Genomic DNA, 24884 nt, shown 5'->3' on the forward strand with positions numbered 1-24884 from the left:
TCAAACAAGTCTAGTGATGATGGCGAAGAGGTCACACCCGTTCCCATACCGAACACGGAAGTTAAGCTCTTCAGCGCCGATGGTAGTTGGGGGTTTCCCCCTGCAAGAGTAGGACGTTGCTAGGCACTAAAGAAGTTATTTCCTTTAATGGAGATAGCTTTTTTTGTTTGTTCTAAAAGAATTGAATTTGAATGAACCGAAGGTTAGGTTTTCCAATGAGTAACCTACAGCGAGAAAGAGGAGGGGCAAGGAGTTCGAGGAAGCAAGGGAGTGAGGACCGGAGCGTATGCCATACGCGAGGATCTGAACGAACGAAGCTGACAAAGAAATCCGAAGTCCATCGGCTGTCGCAGCCAAGCGTTAGGATTCCTTTAGAATCTTAGCGTTTTGCTTTTATTTACACGTCATTTGTGTAAAAAAAAGCACAGTGTTTTTAACACGGAAGTTAAGCTCACACGCCGATACTAGTTGGGAGTCCCCCTGGAAGAGTAGTGTGTAGCTAGGTACTAAAGTAGTTATTATCTTAACTGGTAGTGGCTTTTTTTGGTTTAATCTATATGTTTGTCAAAGTGAGAAGGGACTAGGAATCCGGAAAAGCCAGACACTGAGGATCTAAGCGAATAAAACAAAGAGTAAAATCATTAAGAGTCTTTACTTATACAATGGAATTTCAAGTACACTTGTATAAGCTCCTAGATTTATTGAGTAGACAAACCAAAAGAATAAGGTGTGTGAATTATAAGAAAGTTTGAGAGTGAATTATGTACTTTATATGACTTGCATTGTTAATCAGTTCCCTATACGATTACGCTATTGGTAGCAATTAAAGGAGTTTAAAACTGTTAACAAAAACATGTAACTTTATATAACCACGTAGTTTAATAGTGAGTATGAAAACCATTTATAAACCAAAAGAATTTGCATCTATGTTAAGTGTAACAGTCAAAACGTTACAAAATTGGGACAATGCCAATAAATTAATTGCTTACCGAAACCCACAAGGAAGAAGGTTTTATACGCACGAACAATATGAAGCGTATATGGGGATTCAGAAGGAAAATAAAGTAGGGAAGATCGTTATTTATGGGCGTGTTTCAAGTGCTGGTCAAAAGGAAGATTTGGCGAATCAACTTTCTTTTTTACGAGATTTCGCCAACGCAAGGGGCTTCATTGTAGACGAAGTGTTGACCGACATTGGAAGTGGTCTGAATTACAAACGCAAGAAATGGAATGCTTTGTTAGACGATTGCTTTAAAGGGAACGTCACAACCATTCTTATTACACATGAAGATCGTTTTATACGTTTTGGGTACGACTGGTTTTCTTCTTTCTTAGAAAAAAAGGGCGCCCGGATTCTTGTCGTAAAGAATGATACATTATCACCTCAACAGGAACTGGTCAAAGATTTGCTTTCCATACTTCATGTCTTTAGCCAACGCATTCCCGGACTTCAAAAATACAAAAAGAACATACAGGAGGATGAACAACTTGAAGAGAGCCTTTAAGACAGAAATCCTCCTGTCTGACGTACAAGTCGATAAAGTGAATCGAACGATTGGTACATGTCGCTATGTGTACAATTTGTATCTTCACACCGCACAAGAACACTATAAACAGACGAAGAAACACCTATCGGGTTACGATTTCTCCAAGTGGTTAAATAATGTCCATACAAAAGAAAGCGATCAGTGGATTAAGGACGTTTCGAGTAAAGCTGTTAAGCAAGCGATTATAAACGGGGATAAGGCATTTAAGAACTTTTTTAAAGGATTTGCTAAGTTTCCACGCTTTAAAAAGAAGAGAAATCAAGATGTGAAAGCTTATTTTCCAAAAAATAATGCGACTGATTTGGCCGTAGAACGCCATCGAATTAAAGTTCCGACAATTGGCTGGGTTCGTTTAAAGGAATTTGGGTATATTCCAACGGACGCCACCGTCATCAATTGTACGCTGTCACAAAAAGCGGGTCGGTATTTTGTCTCTGTTTTATGTGAAGTCGAAGAAGTGCGTGAAGCCTATGTTCCTGAACATGATGGAATTGGAATTGATGTAGGTATTTCTACATTCGCTTCTTGTAGTCATCATGTGGTATTTGAAAATAGTAATAAAACGCAACGTGTGATTAAATTGGAAAAAAGTTTAAAGCGACAACAGCGGAAACTGAGTCGCAGCTATGAACAAAATAAATATCGAGAGAGAGGTGAATTCTGCGCTAAAAACAGGCAAAAACAACTTGGAGTTGTTCAGAAATTGCACGCTAGACTTGCGAACATCCGAAAAGAATATGTTCGGCATGTTGTTGCTTCGCTGGTGAAAACCAAACCGGCGTATCTAACGATTGAAGATTTAAACATTAAAGGCATGATGAAGAATCGCCACTTGTCGAAAGCAATTGCTGGGCAAAACCTATATGCATTCAGAGAATGGCTTGAAGCCAAATGCAAAGAAAAAGGCATCGAGCTTCGGATAGTTGGCAAGTGGTATCCGTCTTCCAAGCTTTGTTCTAGCTGTGGAAATAAGAAGACGAATCTAAGCCTTTCTGAGCGCGTATATAATTGTGACAAGTGCGATACGATACTTGATCGAGATTTTAATGCCAGTTTATATCTGAAATACGCAAAAGAATATACGGTTCTCACCTAACGAAATCGTATATATGTAGGGTGGGCTACATCCGAATTTACGCCTGTGGAGTGCTAACCAACCGTAGTAGTGTGCAATTGACGAGGCGGGGTACGGAGAAGCAGGAAATTGTCTAGCGTAGAAAAATAAATACATTTTTCTATGTTTTTAGTAGCAGGTACTTATTTTGGTAATGCTACTAATTATTTTTACGATTAATATAATCTACGTTACTTTTTCTACAATACGTCTAATCTTAACGTTAAAAGGGTATAGGTATATTGCCGCTGCGGTTAGCATGGTAGAAGTTGTTATTTACGTAGTAGGACTTGGACTTGTACTTGAAAATTTAAGTGAAATTCAAAACTTAATTGCCTATGCTTTAGGATTTGGGTGTGGGGTAGTTATTGGAACAATAATAGAGGAAAAAATGGCCCTTGGATATATTACTGTCAATGTTATAACGGCAGATGTAAATAAAACACTTCCACAACAACTTAGAGATAAGGGATATGGAGTGACGGATTGGTCGACAAATGGTTTAGAGGGTGCTCGTTCTTCACTGCAAATACTTACTCCACGCAAATATGAGTTAAGTTTATATGCATTAATAAAAGAATTAGATCCGAAAGCTTTTATCATCTCTTATGAACCCAAATCAATACATGGTGGTTTCTGGGTGAAAACTGTAAGGAAAGGAAAACTATTTAAATGAGTCGAAAGAGAACAATTTGGTTCGAGGTTGAAGATGGAGAAACGATTGAAGAATGCTTAAAGCGAATGAATGAAGCTGGATATGCTCCAGCAGGGAGAAAAGAAGAGCCATTATTTCAAGAGGTTAATGGAGAATTAATCCCGATAAGGCAGCAAATCAAGTTTAAAGGTGTGCTTTTATGAAGAAAGACGAACAATCTAAAACTAAGTTGAATTAACGTTCGCCTTTTGCGTTGACGGATGACAGTGAACTTGTTAAAATATAGATAGTAAATAGGAATCCCCATATATGCGAAGGAATTGGCTTTCGCGTTTCTACTAGGACACCGTAATGTCCGGACTATGCGGGAAAGCAATATTCAGGAATGATAGCGAAAGGTGTGCAAACGAATGAATGCATCCATCCTCACGCGTTTTTTTAAACATCCCCGATGACCTGCTTTTCATGCAAAATGAAAAGCAGATTATTCGAGGATGTTTTTATTTTTACTAAGTTACTATTTACAAAACGAAATTTAAAGGAGCAGATAAGATTTGAATCCTAAAATTGGTGTAATTATGGGAAGTAAAAGTGACTGGGAAACAATGAAACATACATGTGATGTACTAGACGAGCTTTCAGTTCCTTATGAGAAAAAGGTGGTCTCGGCTCATCGCACGCCTGATTTAATGTTTGAATACGCTGAGGAAGCACAGAAGCGCGGAATCCAAGTCATTGTTGCTGGAGCTGGTGGAGCAGCTCACTTACCTGGAATGGTTGCGTCTAAAACATTATTGCCTGTAATTGGTGTTCCTATCCAGTCGAAGGCTCTAAATGGAATGGATTCACTATTATCGATTGTTCAAATGCCGGGCGGTGTTCCTGTAGCTACTATGGCTATTGGAAAAGCAGGAGCGACAAACGCTGGCCTTTTTGCAGCTCAAATAATTGGTATAAACGATAGTGAAGTATTAAAGAGATTTGAAGAACGTCGTCAGGAAAATCGGAATGCTTCTATAGAAAGTACAGGTGACCTACTATGAAAACAATCTTACCTGGACAAACAATCGGAATTATCGGTGGAGGTCAACTTGGAAGAATGATGGGTCTTGCGGCTAAAGAGGCAGGATTTAAAATTGCTGTTCTTGATCCGGTAATGGACTCACCATGTGGTCAAATTGCTGATATCCGAATTGTAGCTCCTTATAATGATGAATCTGCACTTGAAGAACTTGGTGAAGTTAGTGACGTGATTACATATGAATTTGAAAACATAGATTATGAAGGGTTAAAACGTCTTTCTAAGATTGCACATGTCCCACAAGGTGCAGAACTTGTTCGAATTACGCAAAACCGTATCAATGAAAAGGCTGAAATCACTAGATCGGGTGCTCCGGTTGCAAACTATATTACTGCACAAACTTTCGAGGAGCTAACTTCTAAAATAGAAGAAGTTGGATTCCCTTGTATCGTGAAAACAGCTTACGGAGGGTATGATGGCAAAGGCCAAGTGAAGCTCGACTCACAAGAAGAACTTCATGAAGCAGAACCACTTTTTGAGCATTCAGCTTGTATTGCAGAAGCCTTTGTTCCGTTTGAAAAAGAAATCTCTGTAATCATTCAACGCAATGCAGAAGGCGAGTCCTATTGCTTGCCAATTGCTGAAAATATTCATAAAAATCATATTCTACATGAATCAATTGTGCCGGCTCGAGTTCAATCGGTTGTTTTGGAACAAGCTGAAGAGGCCGCAACTAAAATTGCGAATCATTTAGAACTTGTGGGTACACTAGCTGTAGAAATGTTTGTACTTGAAAATAATGAAATTATTATAAATGAATTGGCACCACGTCCACATAACTCTGGGCACTATTCAATTGAAGCCTGTAATGTTTCACAGTTTCACCAGCATATCCGTGCAATTTGTGGATGGCCACTCAGAAAACCTAAATTATGGGGACCATCCATAATGGTGAATGTGCTAGGTGAACATGTAACACCGCTTAGTAATGCAATTAAGGATCATCCCGATTGGTCCATTCACTTATATGGAAAAGCGGAAGCTAAGTTGATGCGGAAAATGGGACATGTCACAATTATGACTGAAGACATTGAAAGTACGCTACAAGAGGTCGACTCTACAGGAATTTGGGCTGAATAAAACGAACAACTTTGAATCAATCTACTTACTATTTAGGAGGAAAAAGACATGACTAAAGTTAACGTATATGTGACACTTCGTGAAAGTGTTGTTGATCCACAAGGAATTGCAGCAAAAGAGGCACTGACTACAATGGGGTATAACGAAGTGGCGAATGTTCGCATTGGAAGACTTATTGAACTCGAGCTAGATTCAACTACGGATATCGAAGCACGGGTAAAAGAAATGTGTGAAAAACTTCTAGTAAATGAAGTAATTGAAGATTATCGATTTGAAGTTGGGGAGGTTGCGAGCAAATGAAGTTCGCTGTCTTAGTTTTTCCGGGATCCGGCTGTGACGTTGATATGCACCACGCGGTGAAAGAAGTACTTGGAGAAGACGTTGAATACGTTCAGCATTCAAATGCGCAGCTAGAACAGTTCGACGCGGTATTAATTCCGACGGGTGCATCGTACGGTGATTACCTCCGACCAGGTGCTCTTGCTAAAAGTTCACCAGCAATTGCGGAGCTGAAAAAGTTTGTTGAAACTGGAAAACCTGTTTTAGGTGTAGGGAATGGCTTTCAAATACTTGCAGAGACAGGTATTCTTCCGGGCGCTTTCTTGCCGAATAAAGGCTTAAAGTTTAAGTCAGGAAAAGCAAAACTTAATATCGCTAACGCAGATTCAGTTTTTACAAATGCTTATGAAGGCGACACAGAAATAACGCTTCCGTTTGCTCATCAATACGGGAACTATTACGTAGATGAAGAAACAGCTGCTGAACTTAAAGGTGAAAACAGGATTGCCTTTACTTATGTAGATAACGAAGATGATAGCACTGCTAACATAGCCGGTGTATTAAATAAACAAGGGAATGTACTTGGTATGATGCCACTTCCTGAACGCGCAGTTGAAGAGATTATTGGAGGAACGGACGGATTGTCTCTATTCAATTCTATTTTGAAAAGGTGGAGTGAAAAAAATGTCAACAATGCATGAGCCTAACGCAAAACAAGTTCAAGAGGAAAAACTTTATCTTCAAATGGGAATGTCTGAAGAAGAATTTAACCGTGCAGTAGACATTTTAGGTCGTCAGCCAAACTATACGGAAACAGGTTTGTTTTCGGCAATGTGGTCTGAGCACTGTTCATATAAAAGCTCGAAACCAGTTCTGCGCAAATTTCCGACAGAAGGTCCTCGTGTTCTTCAAGGTCCAGGTGAAGGTGCGGGAATTGTCGATATAGGCGATAACCAAGCAGCTGTATTCAAAATGGAGTCACATAATTCACCATCAGCAATCGAGCCATTCATTGGTGCGGCGACAGGAGCAGGTGGAGTACTTCGTGATGTGTTTTCAATGGGAGCACGTCCAGTTGCGCTAGTTAACTCACTTAGATTCGGAGACCTTACAGATGCACGCGACCGCTTTTTATTCGAGGAAGCAGTAGCTGGTATTGCGAGCTACGGTAATGGCATCGGAATTCCAACGATTGCTGGTGAAGTCCAATTTGATAATTGTTATTCAAAACGTCCGCTTGTCAATGCAATGGCTGTGGGTTTATTGAATCATGAAGATATTCAAAAAGGTGTAGCTGCAGGTGTTGGCAATACAGTGATGTATGCAGGTGCTCAAACTGGCCGCGATGGTATACACGGAGCAACAATGTCTTCATCAGAAGTAGCCGTTGGTGAAAAGGCTGAATTACCTGTTATGCAAGCAGGAGATCCATTCTTAGAAAAACTAGTCATGGATGCATGTCTTGAGCTTGTGAAATCAGATGCACTTATTGGGATTCAAGATATGGGAGCCGCTGGACTTACTTCAGCATCGGCAGAAATGGCATCAAGCGCAGGTTATGGCGTTGAGATGAATCTAGATCTTGTGCCACAACGTGAAGAAGGTATGACGGCGTATGAAATGATGCTGTCAGAATCACAAGAACGTATGCTGATAGTTGTTAAAAAAGGTCGCGAACAAGAAGTGATCGATTTATTTGCAAGCTATGGCGTTGAAGCCGTTTCTATAGGGAAAGTAACAGATGACAAAATGCTACGTCTTTTACATAAAGGAGAAGTAGTTGCAGAAGTATCAGCGGATGCGCTTGCTGAAGATGCACCTGTGTATCATAAGAAATCAGAAGAACCGGCGTATTATCGTGAATTTCAAGCAATGGAAATGACTGAGCCTGTTGTTGCTGATTTGACTGAAACATTAAAAGCACTATTACAACGTCCGACAATTGCTTCGAAAGAGTGGGTTTATAATCAGTTTGACACGCATGCCCGTCGAAATACAGTTGTTGCACCGGGTTCTTCTGCGGGAGTTATTCGTGTGGATGGAACAAATAAAGGCTTAGCAATGACTTCTGATTGTAACTCGCGCTATGTGTATTTGGATCCAGAAACAGGCGGTAAAATAGCAGTTGCTGAAGCAGCACGTAACCTGATTTGTTCAGGAGCGGAGCCAATCGCCATTACGGATTGTCTAAACTTTGGTAGTCCAGACAAACCGGAAGTGTTTTGGCAGTTTGAGAAGTCAGCAGCAGGTATTTCTGACGCATGTCGTAAATTGAATGCACCTGTAATTAGCGGAAACGTTTCGTTATCCAATGAAGTAAATGGTGTTCCAATTTATCCAACTCCAACGATTGGAATGGTAGGACTGGTACATGATTTGTCTCAGGTAACTACTACTGAATGCAAACAAGCGGGCGATTTAGTATATATGATTGGAGAAACTACACTTGATTTCGGTGGAAGTGAACTTCAACAAATGACAGAAGGAAAGATTTCAGGACAAGCACCTGCAATTGACTTAGATGTCGAAGCAATTCGACAAAAGGAACTGCTTACAGCGATTCAAAATCACCTCGTACAATCTGCAACGGATTTATCAGAAGGTGGATTTGCAGTAGCATTGTGTGAAAAAGCATTCGGAACAGAAGGATTGGGCGTAAATGTAACTGTTTCAGGATCGGCTGTTACGACTTTATTCAGTGAAACACAATCACGTTTTCTTGTTACGGTAAAAGAAGAACACGCTAAAGCGTTTGAAGATACAGTAAAAGATGCACTGAAAATTGGTGTAGTTACAGATGATGCACGAATCATAGTAAACGGAGAAAACGGATCCGTTCTTATTGATGGAACGGTTGAGGAGTACGAATCTGCATGGGGAGGCGCTATTGAATGCTTGCTGAACTAAGAGGCCTAAACGAAGAGTGCGGCGTGTTCGGCATTTGGGGTCATGAAGATGCGGCGCAGATCAGTTATTATGGTCTGCACGCCCTGCAACACCGTGGTCAAGAAGGTGCAGGTATCGTTACAATGGATGACAAGGGTCTCCATGTTGTTAAAGGCGAAGGACTTGTCAACGACGTATTTTCTGGAAATGAAATTACAAAATTAAAAGGGAATATGGCGATTGCACAAGTACGTTATACGACTGAAAATGGTCGCGGCATTGAAAATGTTCAGCCGTTAGTGTTCCGTTCAACAACAGGCAGTCTTTCGCTTGCTCACAATGGAAATATTGTAAATGCTAGCGAGTTGCGTGAACATTTGGAACGTCAAGGAAGTATATTTCAAACAAATTCAGATACAGAAGTACTTGCGCATTTAATTAAACGAAGCAGTGGGTCTTTAAATCAGCGTGATCGTGTGAAAAAGGCTTTATCTATGTTAAAGGGTGCCTTTGCATTTGTGATGTTGACGGAAGATGGACTAATGATTGCACAAGATCCAAATGGCATACGCCCCCTATCGATAGGGAAACTAGGAGAAGCCTGGGTAGTCGCTTCAGAAACATGTGCATTTGATATCATTGGTGCGGAATGGGTTCGATCTGTTGAACCAGGAGAACTTATTACGATAAATAGTAAAGGGCTTCATTCTGACCGATTTGCACCTGCTGGAGACTCGGCAATGTGCTCGATGGAATATGTATACTTCGCACGTCCAGACTCAAATATAGATGATATTAATATTCACTCGGCACGTAAACGTTGTGGAAAACGACTCGCTCGTGAAATAAATATTGAAGCTGATGTCGTTACGGGTGTTCCCGATTCAAGTATTTCTGCGGCAATTGGTTTTTCCGAAGAAAGTGGTATTCCTTATGAACTTGGGTTAATCAAAAGCCGATACGTTGGAAGAACATTCATCCAACCTTCACAAGAATTACGTGAACAAGGTGTAAAGATGAAGTTGTCTCCTGTGCGTCAAGTTGTTAAAGGGAAAAGAGTAGTCATGGTGGATGATTCAATCGTTCGCGGAACGACGTCGAAGCGTATTGTGACGATGTTAAAAGAAGCGGGAGCGACGGAAGTACATGTAGTGATTGCTTCACCACCGCTTGTCAGTCCATGTTTTTATGGTGTCGACATTAGTACGGATTCTGAATTGATTGCGACGAACCGATCAATCGAAGAAATACGTGAGCTTATCAATGCAGATTCGCTAACATTTCTTACACCAGAAGGCATGCTCGAATCAATAGGAAGACCAGACACGATGAAAAATTGTGGGCAGTGCCTAGCTTGTTTCACTGGAGAATATCCGACAGATATTTACCGAGATACAGTATTGCCACATGAAAAAGAAACTGTAAGATAAGGGGGCCTTTCTATGTCGAATGCATATGAAAAAGCGGGAGTTAATATCGAAGCTGGCTATGAGTCAGTTGAACGGATGAAATCACATGTTGCTCGTACAGGACGAAAAGGTGTTGCTGGAACGTTTGGCGGATTCGGCGGCATGTTTGACTTGTCAGCACTTGATTATAAAGAGCCTGTACTTATTTCGGGTACAGACGGTGTGGGTACGAAGCTGAAATTAGCATTTATGGCAGATAAACACGATACGATTGGTATCGACTGTGTTGCTATGTGTGTCAACGATATAGTTGCACAAGGTGCAGAGCCACTTTACTTCCTCGATTACATAGCGCTTGGAAAAGCTGTGCCAGAGAAGGTTGAAGCGATTGTTAAAGGAATTGCGGATGGTTGTGTTCAGTCAGGCGCAGCACTTATTGGTGGAGAAACGGCTGAAATGCCTGGTCTTTATGAAGTAGATGAGTATGATCTAGCTGGTTTTGCTGTAGGCGCTTGTGAAAAGAGCAAAATCGTTACAGGTGAAAAAGTAACCGAAGGGGATGTCCTTGTCGGAATCGCTTCAAGTGGTATTCATTCAAATGGCTATTCACTCGTACGTAAAATTGTTCTTGAAGATCAAGGAAATACAATTGATTCGCTAATTGAAGGCTACGAAGAATTAGGAACTGTAGGCGAAGCATTATTAGAGCCGACAAAAATCTATGCGAAACCAGTATTACAAATGCATGCTGAACTTGACGTCCATTCAATGGGGCATATTACTGGCGGAGGATTCTTTGAAAACTTGCCACGTATGTTATCTGAAGGATTTGCTGCAGAAGTAGACCTTGGTTCATGGCCAGTGCTTCCTGTATTCAAAATGCTAAAAGAAAAAGGCGAACTCACAGACAAAGATTTATACAGCGTCTTTAACATGGGCGTAGGATTTGTTATTGCACTTCCTGCCGACCAAGTAGATGCAGCAATTCAAATTGCGGTTGAACACGGAGAAAAAGCCTTTAAAATCGGTCGAGTTATTGCTGGTAAAGGCGTATCATTTACAGGTGAGCACGACGGGAGCCTGTCGGAATGAGTAACAAAGTTAAACTTGCCGTTTTCGCTTCTGGAAGCGGCAGTAATTTTGAAGCACTAGCAAATGCTTGTGCCAGTGGTGAGTTGAATGCTGAGATTGCACTTATGGTGACGAATAAACCTGAAGCTTATGCAATCGAGCGTGCTAAAAAGGCTTCAATTCCAAGTGTTGTATTCTTGCCAAAGGAATATGAAACAAAAGATGCTTATGAAGAAGCCATCCTCACTGCACTTCAAGACGCGGGTGTAGAATGGCTCGTTCTAGCAGGCTATATGCGACTCGTAGGACAGCCTCTGTTAACTGCATATCCATCACGCATCGTAAACATTCACCCATCGCTTCTTCCATCATTTCCTGGAAAAGATGCGATTGAACAAGCGGTTGAACACGGCGTAAAAGTAACTGGCGTGACCGTTCACTTAGTAGACGAAGGAATGGACACAGGTCCAATTCTTGCTCAACGTGCAGTGGATGTTGTTCCTGGGAACATTGAAAAAACAGCCGAAGCGATTCACAAAATTGAACACGTACTTTATACAGAAACTTTGAGCGATCTATTTATTCGGTAATATACAAATTTTACTTAAGAAAAATGGAGGGTTTTATTCGTGAAAAAACGTGCACTCTTAAGCGTGTCGGACAAAAGTGGTATCTTGGAATTTGCAAAGGTGCTAGAAGGTCTTGGCTATGAATTATTATCTACAGGCGGGACAATGAAACATTTAGCAGATAACGGCGTGGCTGTAACTGCTGTTGATGAAATTACGGGGTTCCCTGAAATTATGGAAGGTCGCGTTAAAACATTAAACCCACTTATTCACGGTGGATTGTTAGCTAAACAAGATGACCCTTCTCACATTGCACAAATGGAAGAACACGGCATTCAACCAATCGATATCGTTTGCGTGAACTTATATCCTTTTAAAGAAACGATTTCAAAACCTGATGTTTCTACAGAAGATGCAATTGAAAACATCGACATTGGTGGACCGGCAATGCTCCGTGCATCTGCTAAAAACCATGCGTATGTCACTGTAATTGTGAACGCAGAAGATTATGCTCAAGTTATTTCCGAGCTACAAGCTGACGGAAAAACGACACTTGAAACGCGTAGACGTTTGGCAGCAAAAGTATTCCGTCACACGGCAGCTTATGACGCACTTATTTCTGGCTATTTAACAGATCTAACAGGCGAAGAATTCCCGGAGCAGGTTACATATACATATGAACTAAAACAACCACTTCGATACGGTGAAAATCCTCACCAACAAGCAGCATTTTACAGCCGACCACTTGGATCGGATTTCTCGATTGCTTATGCGAATCAAATACACGGAAAAGAGCTTTCGTATAACAACATTCAAGATGCAAACGCAGCGATTCAAATTGTTAAAGAATTTGATATAGCAGCAGCCGTTGCTGTTAAGCATATGAATCCTTGTGGTGTTGGAACAGGCGAAACAGTTTTTGATGCGTTTAGTAAAGCATATGAAGCAGATTCTATGTCGATTTTTGGTGGAATTGTTGCTTTAAATCGTGAAGTAGACAAAGCTACAGCTGAGAAGTTGTCTGGCATTTTCCTTGAAATCATTATTGCTCCTTCATTCTCAGATGAAGCAATTGATATTTTAACGAAGAAGAAAAACATTCGCTTATTGACAATCTCTTTTGATCAACATAAAAAAGACAAGTGGAATACTGTTTCTGTTGAAGGCGGATTACTTATGCAACAACCGGATGCATTTGGATTTGCAGATGCAGATATTCAAGTTGCAACAGACCGTGAGCCGACTGAGGAAGAATGGAAAGCGATGAAACTTGGTTGGGCAGTTGTAAAGCATGTGAAGTCGAACGCGATTGTTGTTTCCGATGACCATATGACACTCGGCGTTGGCGCGGGACAAATGAACCGTGTAGGAGCGGCAAATATTGCACTCACTCAAGCGGGCGAGCGAGCAAAAGGTGCAGCACTTGCTTCAGACGCGTTTTTCCCAATGGATGATACGGTTGAAGCCGCAGCAAAAGCAGGCATCACCGCAATCATTCAACCAGGTGGATCTGTGAAAGATGCAGATTCGATTATGAAAGCAAATGAATATGGAATTACAATGGTAATGACAGGCGTTCGCCATTTCAAACACTAAGGAGGGAAATGCATTGAAAGTACTCGTTATCGGGAGTGGCGGTCGTGAACACGCGATTGCTAGACAGTTCAATGTCTCCCCTTCTGTCGATAAAGTATTTGTAGCACCAGGCAATGACGGCATGAAAAACGATGCTGAATGTGTAAATATTCATGCGACAGACTTCGAAGCACTTGTTTCATTCGCCAAAGAAAATGCAGTTGACTTAACATTTGTTGGTCCAGAGCAGCCTCTTGCGGAAGGAATTGTCGACTATTTTACTGAACGTGGATTAACAGCATTCGGTCCAACGAAAGCGGCGGCACAAATCGAAGGCAGTAAGTCATTTGCGAAAGAACTAATGGCAAAATACAACATACCTACAGCAGGTTACGGTACATTTACAGATGCAGAAGAAGCAAAAGCTTTTATCCGTGAACAAGGTGCGCCAATCGTTGTAAAAGCAGACGGATTGGCGGCTGGAAAAGGTGTTATTGTAGCAATGACCCTAGATGAGGCGTTAGATGCTGTTGATGATATGATTGGAAACCAGAAATTTGGAGAGTCTTCATCTAAAGTCGTCATCGAAGAGTTTCTGGACGGCGAGGAGTTCTCGTACATGTCGTTTGTCCATGATGGGCAGATTTACCCGATGGTTGTTGCACAAGACCATAAGCGAGCGTATGACGGCGATAAGGGTCCAAATACAGGCGGCATGGGAGCTTATTCACCAGTTCCACAAATTTCTGATGCAGTTGTCCAAGAAGCGTACGATAAAGTGGTTGTTCCAACAGTTGAAGCGATGGCGGCAGAAGGTGTTCCGTTTACAGGAATTCTATATGCAGGACTCATTTTAACTGAAGACGGTCCAAAAACGATAGAGTTCAACGCTCGTTTCGGAGACCCGGAAACACAAGTTGTTCTGCCTCGTATGGCATCCGATTTTGGAGAATTTATGTCAGCTCTTATGGAAAGTAAACCATATGATTTAAAATGGAATGACCAAGCAATGTTAGGCGTTGTCGTTGCGGCAGAAAATTACCCCGGAGATGTTGTAAAAGGGGCTGCACTTCCAAACTTTGATGTTTTATCAGCGCAAGGTTTAGATGTATTCCATGCGGGAACGAAAGCGAGTGACACTGGATTTGTCGGTAACGGCGGGCGAGTCATTCTTGTAACTGCAAAAGCAGATTCATTAAAACAAGCACAAGAAGACGTATATAAAGGCTTGTCCCAACTCGAATGGGATGGATTCTTCTATCGGAAGGATATTGGCTGGCGTACGTTTGAATAAAAGTTCGCTCTCTCAAAATTGGGAGAGCGAACTTTTTTAATGGAAAAACTCAGTTGCAGGAATCATCAAAACATTTATACTAAGAGACAATGCAATTCGAAAGGTGAAGAGAAAATGAGTTTACAATTTAAAAATGTTGAGAAACGATTGAATGATTCACTTGTTTTTCCTGCATTTGATTTACATGTACAAACTAAGCAAGTAACGTCAGTCCACTCCAACCTAAACGTGCGGGAAACAATCTTACAAATGCTTACAATGAAAATACCAATTTCAAACGGAGAGATTATCGTGGGAGACACCGGGATTTCGAAAGTGGATCTTTCGAAAATCGGATTTTTATTTTTGAATGAAGGGCTGTATGAACGTTTAACTGTGGCGGATCAGCTTAATTTCTACCGTAAACTTTACAATACGGAACTTTCACTATCAGAGGTTTTACGTAAAGTACATCTTGAAGAGAAGCGGAAAGTGCGGATTATGAAATTATCCTACTCGGAACAAAGACGAATTCAATTTGCAAAACTTCTAATTCAAAATCCAAAACACCTTATTATTGAAGAGCCCGACCAAAATATAGATATTGAAATGCAACGTGTATTGATTTTAATGTTAGAAGAATTTCGAGAGAAAGCAAAAAGTGTGCTCATTCTTACAGGGAATATGGAAAGTGCAGTAACTTTGGCAGATAAAGTATATAAGCTGGATGAAAAGGGTTTGCACGAAATACATATGGAAGACGAAATAGCTGCTAATGAAGAACCGGACGAAATCAATCCGGAAGAAATTCAGCCGGTCCGATTTGAAAAAATACCGACGAGGATAAATGAAAAAATTGTCCTTTTTGATCCACCAGAAATTGATTACATAGAAAGCAATGAAGGTCAATCTGCGCTCCATGTAAATGGAGAGGAATTTCCAACGACGTTTACCTTAAATGAGCTTGAGGAGCGTCTGAGACATTTCGGTTTTTTCCGCTGTCACAGATCGTATATCGTGAACCTTCAAAAAGTTCGTGAGGTCATCACGTGGACGAGAAATAGTTATAGTTTAGTTTTGGACGATGAAAAAAAGTCGAACATTCCTCTTTCAAAATCAAAAATGGCTGAGTTAAAAGAGATGTTGGGCCTGAAATAAGCTCCATTCACCCCTAAATAGGCTCTTTTCACGGGAAATATGCGGTGAATTCAACAAAACTACCTTAATCTGAAGATGCAGTTACAAATGCACAACTTGTATATTTCAGGAGGTAGACAATGGAAAATATCATCGAAGTTCAATCATTGGAAAAAGTTTTTGCGAATCAAATGGCACTTGAAGACGTAAATTTCCACGTTAAAAAAGGAGAGATTTTTGGATTTCTTGGCCCAAGTGGTTCCGGAAAAACGACAACAATTAAAATATTAACCGGTCAATTAAATCAAACAACTGGAAAAGCAACCGTATTTGGGGAGTCGGTTTCGGGGATGAAAAAAGGGAGTGCAAGAAAGAAAATCGGTGTACTAACAGATAATAGCGGATTGTACGGCAGGTTATCCATCTACGATAATTTGAAATTATTTTGCGATTTATATGGAGTGCCGGTGAAGAGAATCGAAGAAGTGCTTGATATCGTGAATTTAAAAAGTGAAAAGAAAAAGGTCGTTTCAAAACTATCAAAAGGGATGCTTCAACGGGTAACGCTAGCTCGTACATTGTTGCATGAACCTGAGCTCCTTTTCCTTGATGAACCGACATCCGCACTCGATCCCGTAAATTCACAGCATATTCATAATGGACTTCGTGAATTGAATGCACGTGGGACGACAATATTCCTTACGACACATGATATGAATGAGGCTGAGTTACTTTGTGACAGAGTCGCCTTTTTAAATAAAGGTCAAATCCGGCTTATGGATGAACCTAGTAAGTTGCGAAAACGTTTTTCAAACTCGACAGTTACAGTTGAACTGAAGAATGACGAAAAAGTCGTGCTCAAGACAACGGATGAAGGAGCGCAACAAATGTTTGATTATATGTCGTCAAACAGCATTGTAGCGATTCATTCAAATGAACCGACATTAGGCGATATCTTTGTCGAAGTTACAGGGAGGAATTTAGTTTGAATTTATCAATGAGGCGTGTCAATGCTATATTTCAGAAAGATTTTAAAGATCTTTCAAGAAATTCAGCTGTTTCAGTTTCTGCACTTATGCCGCTAGTAGTAGCATTTGTTTTGGGTAAGATGAGTAGTACTGCGATTGAAGGTCATTATATGGTCATCAATTTGACGATGGTTATTGTCGCGACATTTGTACAATGTAGTTTAATAGCTGAAGAGAAAGAGAAAAATACGCTACGCGGTCTAATGCTTTCTCCTGCTTCAACATTGGAAATACTCGGTGGAAAAAGTTTGTTAAGCTTGATAGCAACAGTAATTACTGTGATAATCGGAGCTTTAATATCTGGTTATCGACCTGAGAATGTTTTCGTAATAACAATCGCAATTCTATTCAGTACGATCTTTTTTATCGGTTTAGGAACACTTCTTGGTTTACTTGCCAAATCTGTCATGGAAGCATCTGTTATTATTATGCCATTTATGTTTATATTCGGTTTTGGATCTTTTTTCTCGATGTTTGAGGACAAATATCCAATTGTGAAAGTGTTGGATTATACACCAAATATGCAACTAGTGGAGATTGCCATAAAAGTAGAAAATGGTGCAGGACTCATTCATCTATGGACTCATTTTGGAGTTATTGCTGCATGGGTAGTATTAGTAATTATTTTGACAACAGTTGTGTTTAATAAAAAAATGAAAGACTAGGCGGCTAAAGGTTTTACCGAATCGTGGACATATACAGATGTCTATCGATTCGGTTTTTTATTTTTCCATAAGGAATTGTTAGTCAGGATATCGTATACTGAAAATAAACGATTACTTTATTTGTAAAATGAGATGGAATATCTACCACCCTAGGGGAGAGAAGACAACATGCAATCAGAAAACAATGAGCAATGGATGGCAACAGATCCAATGGTTGGATTAAGTGAAGTAGAAGCACGTAAGAGATTGGAGAAATACGGCGAGAACAAGTTGCAGGGGACAAAAGGTAGGTCACTTCTAGTTCGGATTTTCTCACAGATTAACAACGTTCTTATTTATGTATTGATTGTTGCTGCAGTTATATCTGGATTGCTCGGAGAACTAGTAGACTCAGTCATTATAGGGCTGGTCGTCGTCATCAATGCGGTAGTTGGTGTCATTCAAGAATCGAAAGCAGAAGAGGCGTTAGAAGCTTTGAAGAATATGTCAACGCCGAAAGCACTTGTACTTAGGGATGGAGAGCAGATGGAAATTCCCTCTGAAGAAGTCGTTCCCGGAGATGTAGTCGTACTTGATGCGGGTAGATATGTACCATGCGATATTCAGCTGATTAAAACGGCCAATTTAAAAGTTGATGAGGCGGCATTAACAGGGGAATCGGTGCCTGTAGATAAGGATGCTGACTTTCCAGGAAATCGTACATTGCCAATCGGAGACCAGAAAAACATGGCATTCATGTCTACACTTACGACATATGGGCGTGCGACGGGTATCGCTATTGCAACTGGAATGACAACCGAAATCGGTAAAGTGGCGGCTATGCTGGATAAAGAATCGGATAACGATACACCACTTCAAAAAAAGCTGGCTCAATTAGGTAAACAGTTAGGTATTGCAGCGATGCTCATTTGTATTTTGATATTTGGTATTGGAATTCTTCAGGGACGTGAAGTACTGGAAATGTTCATGCTGTCTGTCAGTCTTGCAGTAGCTGCAATTCCTGAAGGCATGCCAGCAATTGTCTCGATCGTTCTCGCGATTGGTGTCCAACGGATGAGTAAGCGAAATGTCATTATAAGAAAGTTGCCTGCAGTCGAGGCACTAGGGTCAGTAGATGTTATTTGTTCCGATAAAACAGGAACGCTAACGCAAAATAAAATGACAGTAACGAAGTTTTTTGTTGACAATGCATCATATGATTTGAAAGAAGCAAAAGTAGATAACCATGTACACCAACTACTATTTGAAAACATTACATTATGTAACGATGCGACTTATTCAAACGGAATCGAAACAGGGGATCCAACTGAAGTAGCCCTACTTATTGCTGCCGAGCAATTTGGTAGTACAAAGATTAAGCTAGATGCGAACTATCCTCGAATTGATGAAATCCCTTTTGATTCAAATCGGAAAATGATGACGACAATAAATGAGTATAATGGGATGTCATATATTCATACAAAAGGTGCGATTGATAGACTGTTAGTAAAATGTACACATTACGAAACGGCTGATGGCACTAAGCCTCTCAACGAGGATATCCAACAGTTGATTGTGGAACACGCTTCGAAAATGTCGAATGCGGCGTTACGTGTTTTGGCGTCTGCTTATAAAAAAGTTGAACAAGATCAGTTGAAAAATCGAGAGAGTATTGAAGAAGGTTTAATATTCATTGGTCTTGTTGGGATGATTGACCCACCTCGTGAAGAAGTAAAAGAAGCGATTCAAGTAACAAAAAAAGCAGGGATCCGAACTGTAATGATTACCGGAGACCACCGAGATACCGCGTTTGCGATTGCTGAAGAACTTGGTATTGCAGTTGAAAAAGCAGAAGTGATCGATGGTAAAGTTCTCGATTCGCTGACGCAGGAACAATTGGTTGAAAAAAGCGGACATACGAATGTATACGCCCGCGTTTCCCCTGAACATAAAGTGAGAATTGTTCAAGCGCTTAAAACTAGAGGAAATACAGTTTCGATGACGGGGGACGGCGTGAACGATGCACCATCATTAAAGACGGCAGATATCGGTGTTGCAATGGGTATTACGGGTACGGATGTGGCCAAAGGTGCTTCGGATATGATTTTGACGGATGACAATTTCGGCTCAATTGTTAAAGCAGTCGAAGAAGGTCGGACGATTTATCGCAACATTAAAAAGTCGATTATCTTCTTATTATCTTGTAATTTAGGTGAGATTATTGCACTGTTTACAGCAATCCTTCTAGGTTGGCCTGTAATTCTTCGTCCCGTTCATATTCTATGGATAAACCTAGTGACAGATTCATTCCCAGCACTTTCACTTGGTGTAGACCCTGAAGAAGCAGACGTTATGAACGAAAAACCACGTCATCGTGATGAAACAATATTTCGTGGTATGCTTCCATTTTTATTGTTAAATGGACTCTTAATAGGTGCTATTACATTGGTTGCTTTTGTGATAGGTGTTTATTCATCAGGAGCATTTGAGGGAAGTATTTGGTCTTTAGGATCACAAAGTATTTCTGATGTTGCAATCATGCATGGCCAAACGATGGCATTTTTGGCATTGAGTTTTTCTCAATTAGTGCATTCACTGAATTTCAGGTCAATGAATCGGTCGGTTTTCAAAGCAGGTATCTTTAAAAATAAATTCTTGATCTATTCCATAGTATTGGGTGTTGGGTTACAAGTCGCAATTGTTTCAATTGGACCTATTGCCAAACTGTTTAGTGTGCATTCTTTAGGGCTTTCGGATTGGCTACTTATTTCAGGACTAAGTATCATACCTCTTGTTATGAATGAAGTAGTTAAGTTAGTTAGAAAGTAAACTTTTGGGCAATCCTGGATTCCTGGGGGGATTCCAAAATAGACGAACACGAACAAATGAAAACTTTTTATCAGAATTTTCTTACTCTCTATTTATTTCAGCGCTGCTATGCTAGGATAAATAGTATGAAAATGGTCGAATGAATAACGATTGCTAAATGACAGATTGTTTTGTACCTTTTATGAAAGGCAGGAGAGTTAGTTGAAAAGAATTCTGAATGTATGTGGAGTAGTAGGGCTAACATTTTTACTATTAGCGGCGTGTTCGAAAGAAGAGCAGGCTGAATCACCTGAACCATTGCCACCGAAAGTTGACATAGTTGAAGCAGGTGAACTAGCAGAAGAAGAACAAGACGAGGCATTTTCAGAATTCACGGCCCCATTTACGGGATTACCGATCGAAACGGAAGCGACTCAGCGACCAATACTCGCGACAATTAACAACCATCCATTGGCACGACCACAGTCAGGGATAAGCGACGCAGATATCGTCTATGAGTTTCTTGCTGAAGGTAAAGTGACTAGACTGCTAGCATTATACCAAAGTACACTGCCTGAACAGAATATTGGACCGATTCGAAGTGCAAGAGACTATTTTATATTTATGGCAAAAGGATTGGATGCATTTTACGTAGCACATGGCTATAGCCCAGATGCGTTGGCATTACTACAAAGCGGCTATGTTGATCACGTAAATGGCATGAAATATGACGGAACGCTATTTAAACGTTCAAGTGATCGAAAAGCGCCACATAATTCTTATATTACTGGAGAGAACATGCTTGCAGGAGCAGAAAAAACGAATGCAACTATGGAATTATCCAAAATGCCGATGCTTTCTTTCCATGATTCCATTGAAAGTGCTAAACTAGGGGAAAGTGCAAAGACGATGGAAGTTCGAAATGGCATACATCCTACTTTTACAAGCGTTTACGTTTATAACGAGCAGCAGGGAACTTATGGTCGTTCTGTAGCTGATGTTGTGACAATTGATAAAGCAAACGACGCAGAAGTTGCTTTATCGAATGTTCTTGTGTTCGAAGCAGAACATAAAACAGTTGATGATGTTGGAAGGCAAGCAGTAAATCTCGAATCTGGGGGTAAAGGGCTTCTCTTTCAGGCAGGTGTTGTGAAAGAAATTATGTGGGAAAACGTAGATGGGATTCTTACACCAATGGAAAATGGAGATGCTGCGAAACTAGTTCCGGGGAAAACATGGATACATATGATTCCGACGCAGCCCGGTTTGGATACGGTAGTCTCTTATTGACCTTGATAGGATAGATAATCTTCAGAGAGGGGGAGAAGTATGCAAATTGATAAAATTCGTGGACATCAGACAGATCAGTTATTTACGGCGATACTTGAATTAAAGAATCTGGATGAGTGTTATGAGTTATTTGATGATTTATGTACAATTAGTGAAATCCAGTCACTGGCTCAGAGACTAGAAGTAGCGCATATGCTTAAGTTAAAAAAGACCTATGACACGATTCAACATGAAACTGGCGCAAGCACGGCTACAATATCACGCATCCGACGGTGCGTAGATTATGGATCGGGCGGCTATAATAAAATACTTCATCGCCTTCATCCAGAGCTAAACGAAGAATAATATCTTATATAATAAAATTATCGACTTAGAACCGTGTGGAGAAAGTATCCGCTCGGTTTTTTTGCTATAATATAAGGACGTAGATAAAAAGAGTAGGTGGTTGAACATGGATTTTACAAATTGGCGTCATGCCTTTAAATTAGACCCGGCTAAAACTGTGACAGATGAAGAAATTGAACTGCTTGCAGAATCGGGAACAGATGGAATTATTGTTGGAGGGACAGACGGGGTCACAATCGACAACGTATTAGATTTACTCGTTCGAATTCGAAGATATGCAGTTCCAATTGCGTTAGAAGTATCCACAGTGGATTCGATTACACCTGGATTTGATAATTACTTTATTCCAACCGTGCTTAATTCAACAAAGATCGAATGGATAAATGGAATCCATCATGAGGCTCTTCGTGAATATGGACATATGATGAACTGGGACGAAATTTTTACGGAAGGTTATTGTGTTTTGAACCCGGATTGTAAGGTAGCCGAGTTAACAGGCGTATCTGAAATCCCGGATAAAGAAGATGTGATTGCTTACGCACGAATGGCTGAGCATTTATTCAAGTTGCCAATCTTTTATCTCGAATATAGCGGTACATTTGGCGATCCTGAAGTTGTTCGGGCCGCCTCAAGAGTGCTTGAAAAAACGAGGTTGTTTTATGGCGGTGGAATTCGGAACGCTGAAGATGCCAAAACAATGGCAGAAATTGCACATACAATTATTGTAGGTAACGTCATTTATGATAATTTCAAAGCCGCTCTTTCAACGGTAGATGCAGTGAAATCTGTTTCATTACAAGCATAAATCAATTATAATAAAGAACAGGCGTTTGGAGAGGCGGTATAAAATACAATGAATCAAATTGCAGAAGGTTTACTTGCAGGAATGAACCCTGAACAGGCCAGGGCAGTGAAGAAAACAGAAGGTGCTTTGTTAATAATGGCAGGTGCAGGTTCTGGTAAAACACGTGTACTAACGCACAGAATAGCTTATCTCGTAGTAGAAAAACAAATCTATCCTTCGAATATATTGGCCATAACCTTTACAAATAAAGCGGCACGTGAAATGAGAGATCGAATCGACGGCCTATTGGGTGCTGGGACGGGAGAACGGATGTGGGTCTCTACGTTTCACTCAATGTGCGTTCGCATACTTCGTAGAAATGTAGATCGACTTGGCATATCTAAATCGTTTTCAATTCTTGATTCAGCGGACCAACTATCCGTTGTCCGAGGCGTATTGAAGCAATTGAATTTGGATCCGAAGAAACATGATGCGCGGGCAATGTTAAATGCGATTAGTTCTGCGAAAAATGAATGCATCGACGCAGAGACGTATCGTGGTCAACTGAATCCCATGAATCCTTATGCAAAAACAATTGCGGATGTATATGACGGCTATGCCAAGAAGTTGCGTCAAAATCAATCTTTCGACTTCGATGATTTAATTATGATGACACTTGTTCTGTTTGAACGCGTTCCTGATGTACTCGAATACTATCAAAATAAATTCCAATACATTCATGTCGATGAATACCAGGATACAAACAATGCACAATACAGATTGGTGAATATGCTCGCCAACAAGTTTAAAAACTTATGCGTTGTAGGAGACTCTGACCAATCCATATACAGGTGGCGTGGTGCAGACATCGGCAATATCTTGTCTTTCGAAAAAGATTATAAAGATGCTGAAGTGATTATGCTCGAACAGAACTATCGCTCAACGAAACGAATCCTTCAGGCAGCGAATGACGTCATTACGAACAACACAAGTCGCTATGATAAAAAGCTGCGGACAGACAATGATGAAGGTGAATCGATTTTCGTTTACCAAGCAAGAGACGAAAAAGATGAATCTCAATTTGTTGTGGGTAAAATTTTAGAATTACGTCAAGAAAGCAATTTAAAACTAGATCAGTTCGCTATTTTATATCGGACGAATGCTCAATCACGTGTAATTGAGGAGTACCTTTTAAAATCGAATCTGGATTATACAATCGTTGGTGGGACAAAGTTCTATGAACGTAAAGAAATCAAAGATCTCCTAGCCTACTTGCGCCTCATTGCGAACAATTCGGATGACTTGGCACTTGCACGTATCATCAATGAACCGAAGCGAAGTATTGGTGCTACATCATTTGACCGAATGGCACGATTTGCTATTGAACATGACCGCACAATTTTTGACGCTCTCAGAGAAATTGATTTTATGGGGTTAACCCCGCGTGCAGCAAACGAAGTAGCGAAGTTTCGTGATTTAATAGATGCATTTACGGAAATGCAAAATTATTTATCCGTTTCTGAACTAGTCGAAGAAGTACTCGATAAAACCGGCTACCGTGAAATGTTAAATCGTGAAAAATCAATTGAGTCAGAAAGTCGCCTAGAAAATATTGAGGAGTTTCTATCCGTTACAAATACATTTGAAGAACACTCGGATGATAAGTCACTCGTCGCTTTCTTAACCGACTTAGCCTTAATTTCAGATATTGATTCGTTAGATAAAGATGAGAATAAAAATACAGAAAAAGTTGTTCTAATGACAATGCACGCAGCAAAAGGACTCGAATTTCCAGTTGTGTTTATTATCGGGATGGAAGAGAATGTCTTCCCACACTCACGGTCAATGGGTGACGATGAAGAAATGGAAGAGGAAAGACGCCTTGCATACGTTGGAATCACCCGCGCGGAACAAAAACTGTATTTATCTTCAGCAAGATATCGTACGCTTTATGGACGAGCCAGTTACAATAGCCCTTCCCGGTTCATTCGAGAAATATCAGAAGATATCAAAGAGCTTGTGTCTGAAGATAACAGCTTTTCAATCGGAAGTTCACCACGTTCTCGAACCACTGCCCCTGTTCGACCGGCTGTCAAGAAGCCAGTATATAAAACAAGTGGTGGAGAGAAAATGGGATGGAATCCTGGTGATAAGGCAATGCATAAGAAGTGGGGACAAGGATTGGTTGTCAGCGTAAAAGGAAGCGGGGATGATGTCGAGTTGGACATCGCATTTCCTAGTCCGGTAGGTGTTAAAAGGCTACTCGCAAAATTTGCACCAATCGAAAAAGCTTAATTCACCAAGGAGGA

At 40.5% G+C, this 24884-nt stretch carries 22 protein-coding genes, 1 rRNA gene and 1 riboswitch; all 23 genes read left to right on the forward strand.

Annotated elements, in window-relative coordinates; translation table 11 throughout:
* The first annotated feature begins 9 nt into the window (after positions 1-9).
* Positions 10-125: ribosomal RNA gene (gene rrf, locus ACXYMX_RS14615) — 5S ribosomal RNA — on the forward strand.
* A gap of 765 nt (positions 126-890) precedes the next feature.
* Complete coding sequence (locus tag ACXYMX_RS14620) at positions 891-1505, forward strand: IS607 family transposase (RefSeq protein ID WP_459044993.1); 615 nt, start codon at positions 891-893, stop codon at positions 1503-1505.
* Positions 1489-2643, forward strand: coding sequence for an RNA-guided endonuclease InsQ/TnpB family protein (locus ACXYMX_RS14625; RefSeq protein WP_459044994.1), 1155 nt, complete (start codon positions 1489-1491; stop codon positions 2641-2643). The genes ACXYMX_RS14620 and ACXYMX_RS14625 overlap by 17 nt, the downstream gene beginning before the upstream one ends.
* Positions 2644-2815: 172 nt before the next feature.
* The gene (locus ACXYMX_RS14630; RefSeq protein ID WP_459045028.1) at positions 2816-3337 is read left to right on the forward strand and encodes a DUF2179 domain-containing protein; all 522 of its coding nucleotides are present in this window, start codon (positions 2816-2818) and stop codon (positions 3335-3337) included.
* On the forward strand, positions 3334-3519 hold the full coding sequence (locus ACXYMX_RS14635; RefSeq protein WP_459044995.1) for an NETI motif-containing protein: 186 nt from the start codon (positions 3334-3336) through the stop codon (positions 3517-3519). Before ACXYMX_RS14630 ends, ACXYMX_RS14635 begins: the two co-directional genes overlap by 4 nt.
* An 80-nt stretch (positions 3520-3599) precedes the next feature.
* Positions 3600-3699: riboswitch (purine riboswitch) on the forward strand.
* A gap of 171 nt (positions 3700-3870) precedes the next feature.
* Positions 3871-4359 (forward strand): 5-(carboxyamino)imidazole ribonucleotide mutase, encoded by a 489-nt coding sequence (purE, locus tag ACXYMX_RS14640; protein ID WP_459044996.1) that lies wholly within the window; start codon positions 3871-3873, stop codon positions 4357-4359.
* On the forward strand, positions 4356-5477 hold the full coding sequence (purK, locus tag ACXYMX_RS14645; RefSeq protein WP_459044997.1) for a 5-(carboxyamino)imidazole ribonucleotide synthase: 1122 nt from the start codon (positions 4356-4358) through the stop codon (positions 5475-5477). Before purE ends, purK begins: the two co-directional genes overlap by 4 nt.
* A 48-nt stretch (positions 5478-5525) precedes the next feature.
* On the forward strand, positions 5526-5777 hold the full coding sequence (gene purS / locus ACXYMX_RS14650) for a phosphoribosylformylglycinamidine synthase subunit PurS (protein ID WP_459044998.1): 252 nt from the start codon (positions 5526-5528) through the stop codon (positions 5775-5777).
* On the forward strand, positions 5774-6457 hold the full coding sequence (purQ, locus tag ACXYMX_RS14655; RefSeq protein WP_459044999.1) for a phosphoribosylformylglycinamidine synthase subunit PurQ: 684 nt from the start codon (positions 5774-5776) through the stop codon (positions 6455-6457). The genes purS and purQ overlap by 4 nt, the downstream gene beginning before the upstream one ends.
* Positions 6441-8663 carry a phosphoribosylformylglycinamidine synthase subunit PurL gene (purL, locus tag ACXYMX_RS14660; RefSeq protein WP_459045000.1) on the forward strand — a complete coding sequence of 741 codons (2223 nt, stop codon included), beginning with the start codon at positions 6441-6443 and terminating at the stop codon, positions 8661-8663. The genes purQ and purL overlap by 17 nt, the downstream gene beginning before the upstream one ends.
* On the forward strand, positions 8648-10072 hold the full coding sequence (gene purF / locus ACXYMX_RS14665) for an amidophosphoribosyltransferase (RefSeq protein ID WP_459045001.1): 1425 nt from the start codon (positions 8648-8650) through the stop codon (positions 10070-10072). Before purL ends, purF begins: the two co-directional genes overlap by 16 nt.
* A gap of 12 nt (positions 10073-10084) precedes the next feature.
* On the forward strand, positions 10085-11143 hold the full coding sequence (gene purM, locus ACXYMX_RS14670) for a phosphoribosylformylglycinamidine cyclo-ligase (protein WP_459045002.1): 1059 nt from the start codon (positions 10085-10087) through the stop codon (positions 11141-11143).
* Positions 11140-11712 carry a phosphoribosylglycinamide formyltransferase gene (purN, locus tag ACXYMX_RS14675; RefSeq protein ID WP_459045003.1) on the forward strand — a complete coding sequence of 191 codons (573 nt, stop codon included), beginning with the start codon at positions 11140-11142 and terminating at the stop codon, positions 11710-11712. The genes purM and purN overlap by 4 nt, the downstream gene beginning before the upstream one ends.
* 39 nt (positions 11713-11751) lie before the next feature.
* Positions 11752-13287, forward strand: a complete 1536-nt coding sequence (purH, locus tag ACXYMX_RS14680; RefSeq protein ID WP_459045004.1) for a bifunctional phosphoribosylaminoimidazolecarboxamide formyltransferase/IMP cyclohydrolase — start codon at positions 11752-11754, stop codon at positions 13285-13287.
* A 13-nt stretch (positions 13288-13300) separates the two neighbouring features.
* Positions 13301-14560 carry a phosphoribosylamine--glycine ligase gene (gene purD / locus ACXYMX_RS14685; protein ID WP_459045005.1) on the forward strand — a complete coding sequence of 420 codons (1260 nt, stop codon included), beginning with the start codon at positions 13301-13303 and terminating at the stop codon, positions 14558-14560.
* 114 nt (positions 14561-14674) lie between these two features.
* The gene (locus ACXYMX_RS14690) at positions 14675-15697 is read left to right on the forward strand and encodes a LytTR family transcriptional regulator DNA-binding domain-containing protein (protein ID WP_459045006.1); all 1023 of its coding nucleotides are present in this window, start codon (positions 14675-14677) and stop codon (positions 15695-15697) included.
* Positions 15698-15816: 119 nt separating this feature from the next.
* Positions 15817-16665, forward strand: coding sequence for an ABC transporter ATP-binding protein (locus ACXYMX_RS14695; RefSeq protein ID WP_459045007.1), 849 nt, complete (start codon positions 15817-15819; stop codon positions 16663-16665).
* The gene (locus ACXYMX_RS14700) at positions 16662-17369 is read left to right on the forward strand and encodes an ABC transporter permease (protein WP_459045008.1); all 708 of its coding nucleotides are present in this window, start codon (positions 16662-16664) and stop codon (positions 17367-17369) included. Before ACXYMX_RS14695 ends, ACXYMX_RS14700 begins: the two co-directional genes overlap by 4 nt.
* A 168-nt stretch (positions 17370-17537) precedes the next feature.
* Positions 17538-20177, forward strand: a complete 2640-nt coding sequence (locus ACXYMX_RS14705; protein WP_459045009.1) for a cation-translocating P-type ATPase — start codon at positions 17538-17540, stop codon at positions 20175-20177.
* A 201-nt stretch (positions 20178-20378) separates the two neighbouring features.
* Positions 20379-21446 carry a DUF3048 domain-containing protein gene (locus ACXYMX_RS14710; RefSeq protein WP_459045010.1) on the forward strand — a complete coding sequence of 356 codons (1068 nt, stop codon included), beginning with the start codon at positions 20379-20381 and terminating at the stop codon, positions 21444-21446.
* 39 nt (positions 21447-21485) lie between these two features.
* A complete protein-coding gene (locus ACXYMX_RS14715) occupies positions 21486-21791 on the forward strand; it encodes a YerC/YecD family TrpR-related protein (RefSeq protein ID WP_459045011.1) in 306 nt (101 codons plus the stop codon).
* Between the two features lie 106 nt (positions 21792-21897).
* Complete coding sequence (gene pcrB / locus ACXYMX_RS14720; protein WP_459045012.1) at positions 21898-22596, forward strand: heptaprenylglyceryl phosphate synthase; 699 nt, start codon at positions 21898-21900, stop codon at positions 22594-22596.
* Positions 22597-22644: 48 nt separating this feature from the next.
* Complete coding sequence (gene pcrA / locus ACXYMX_RS14725; protein ID WP_459045013.1) at positions 22645-24870, forward strand: DNA helicase PcrA; 2226 nt, start codon at positions 22645-22647, stop codon at positions 24868-24870.
* The last annotated feature ends 14 nt before the right edge of the window (positions 24871-24884 follow it).

It is taken from the genome of Sporosarcina sp. CAU 1771 (genome assembly GCF_054482775.1).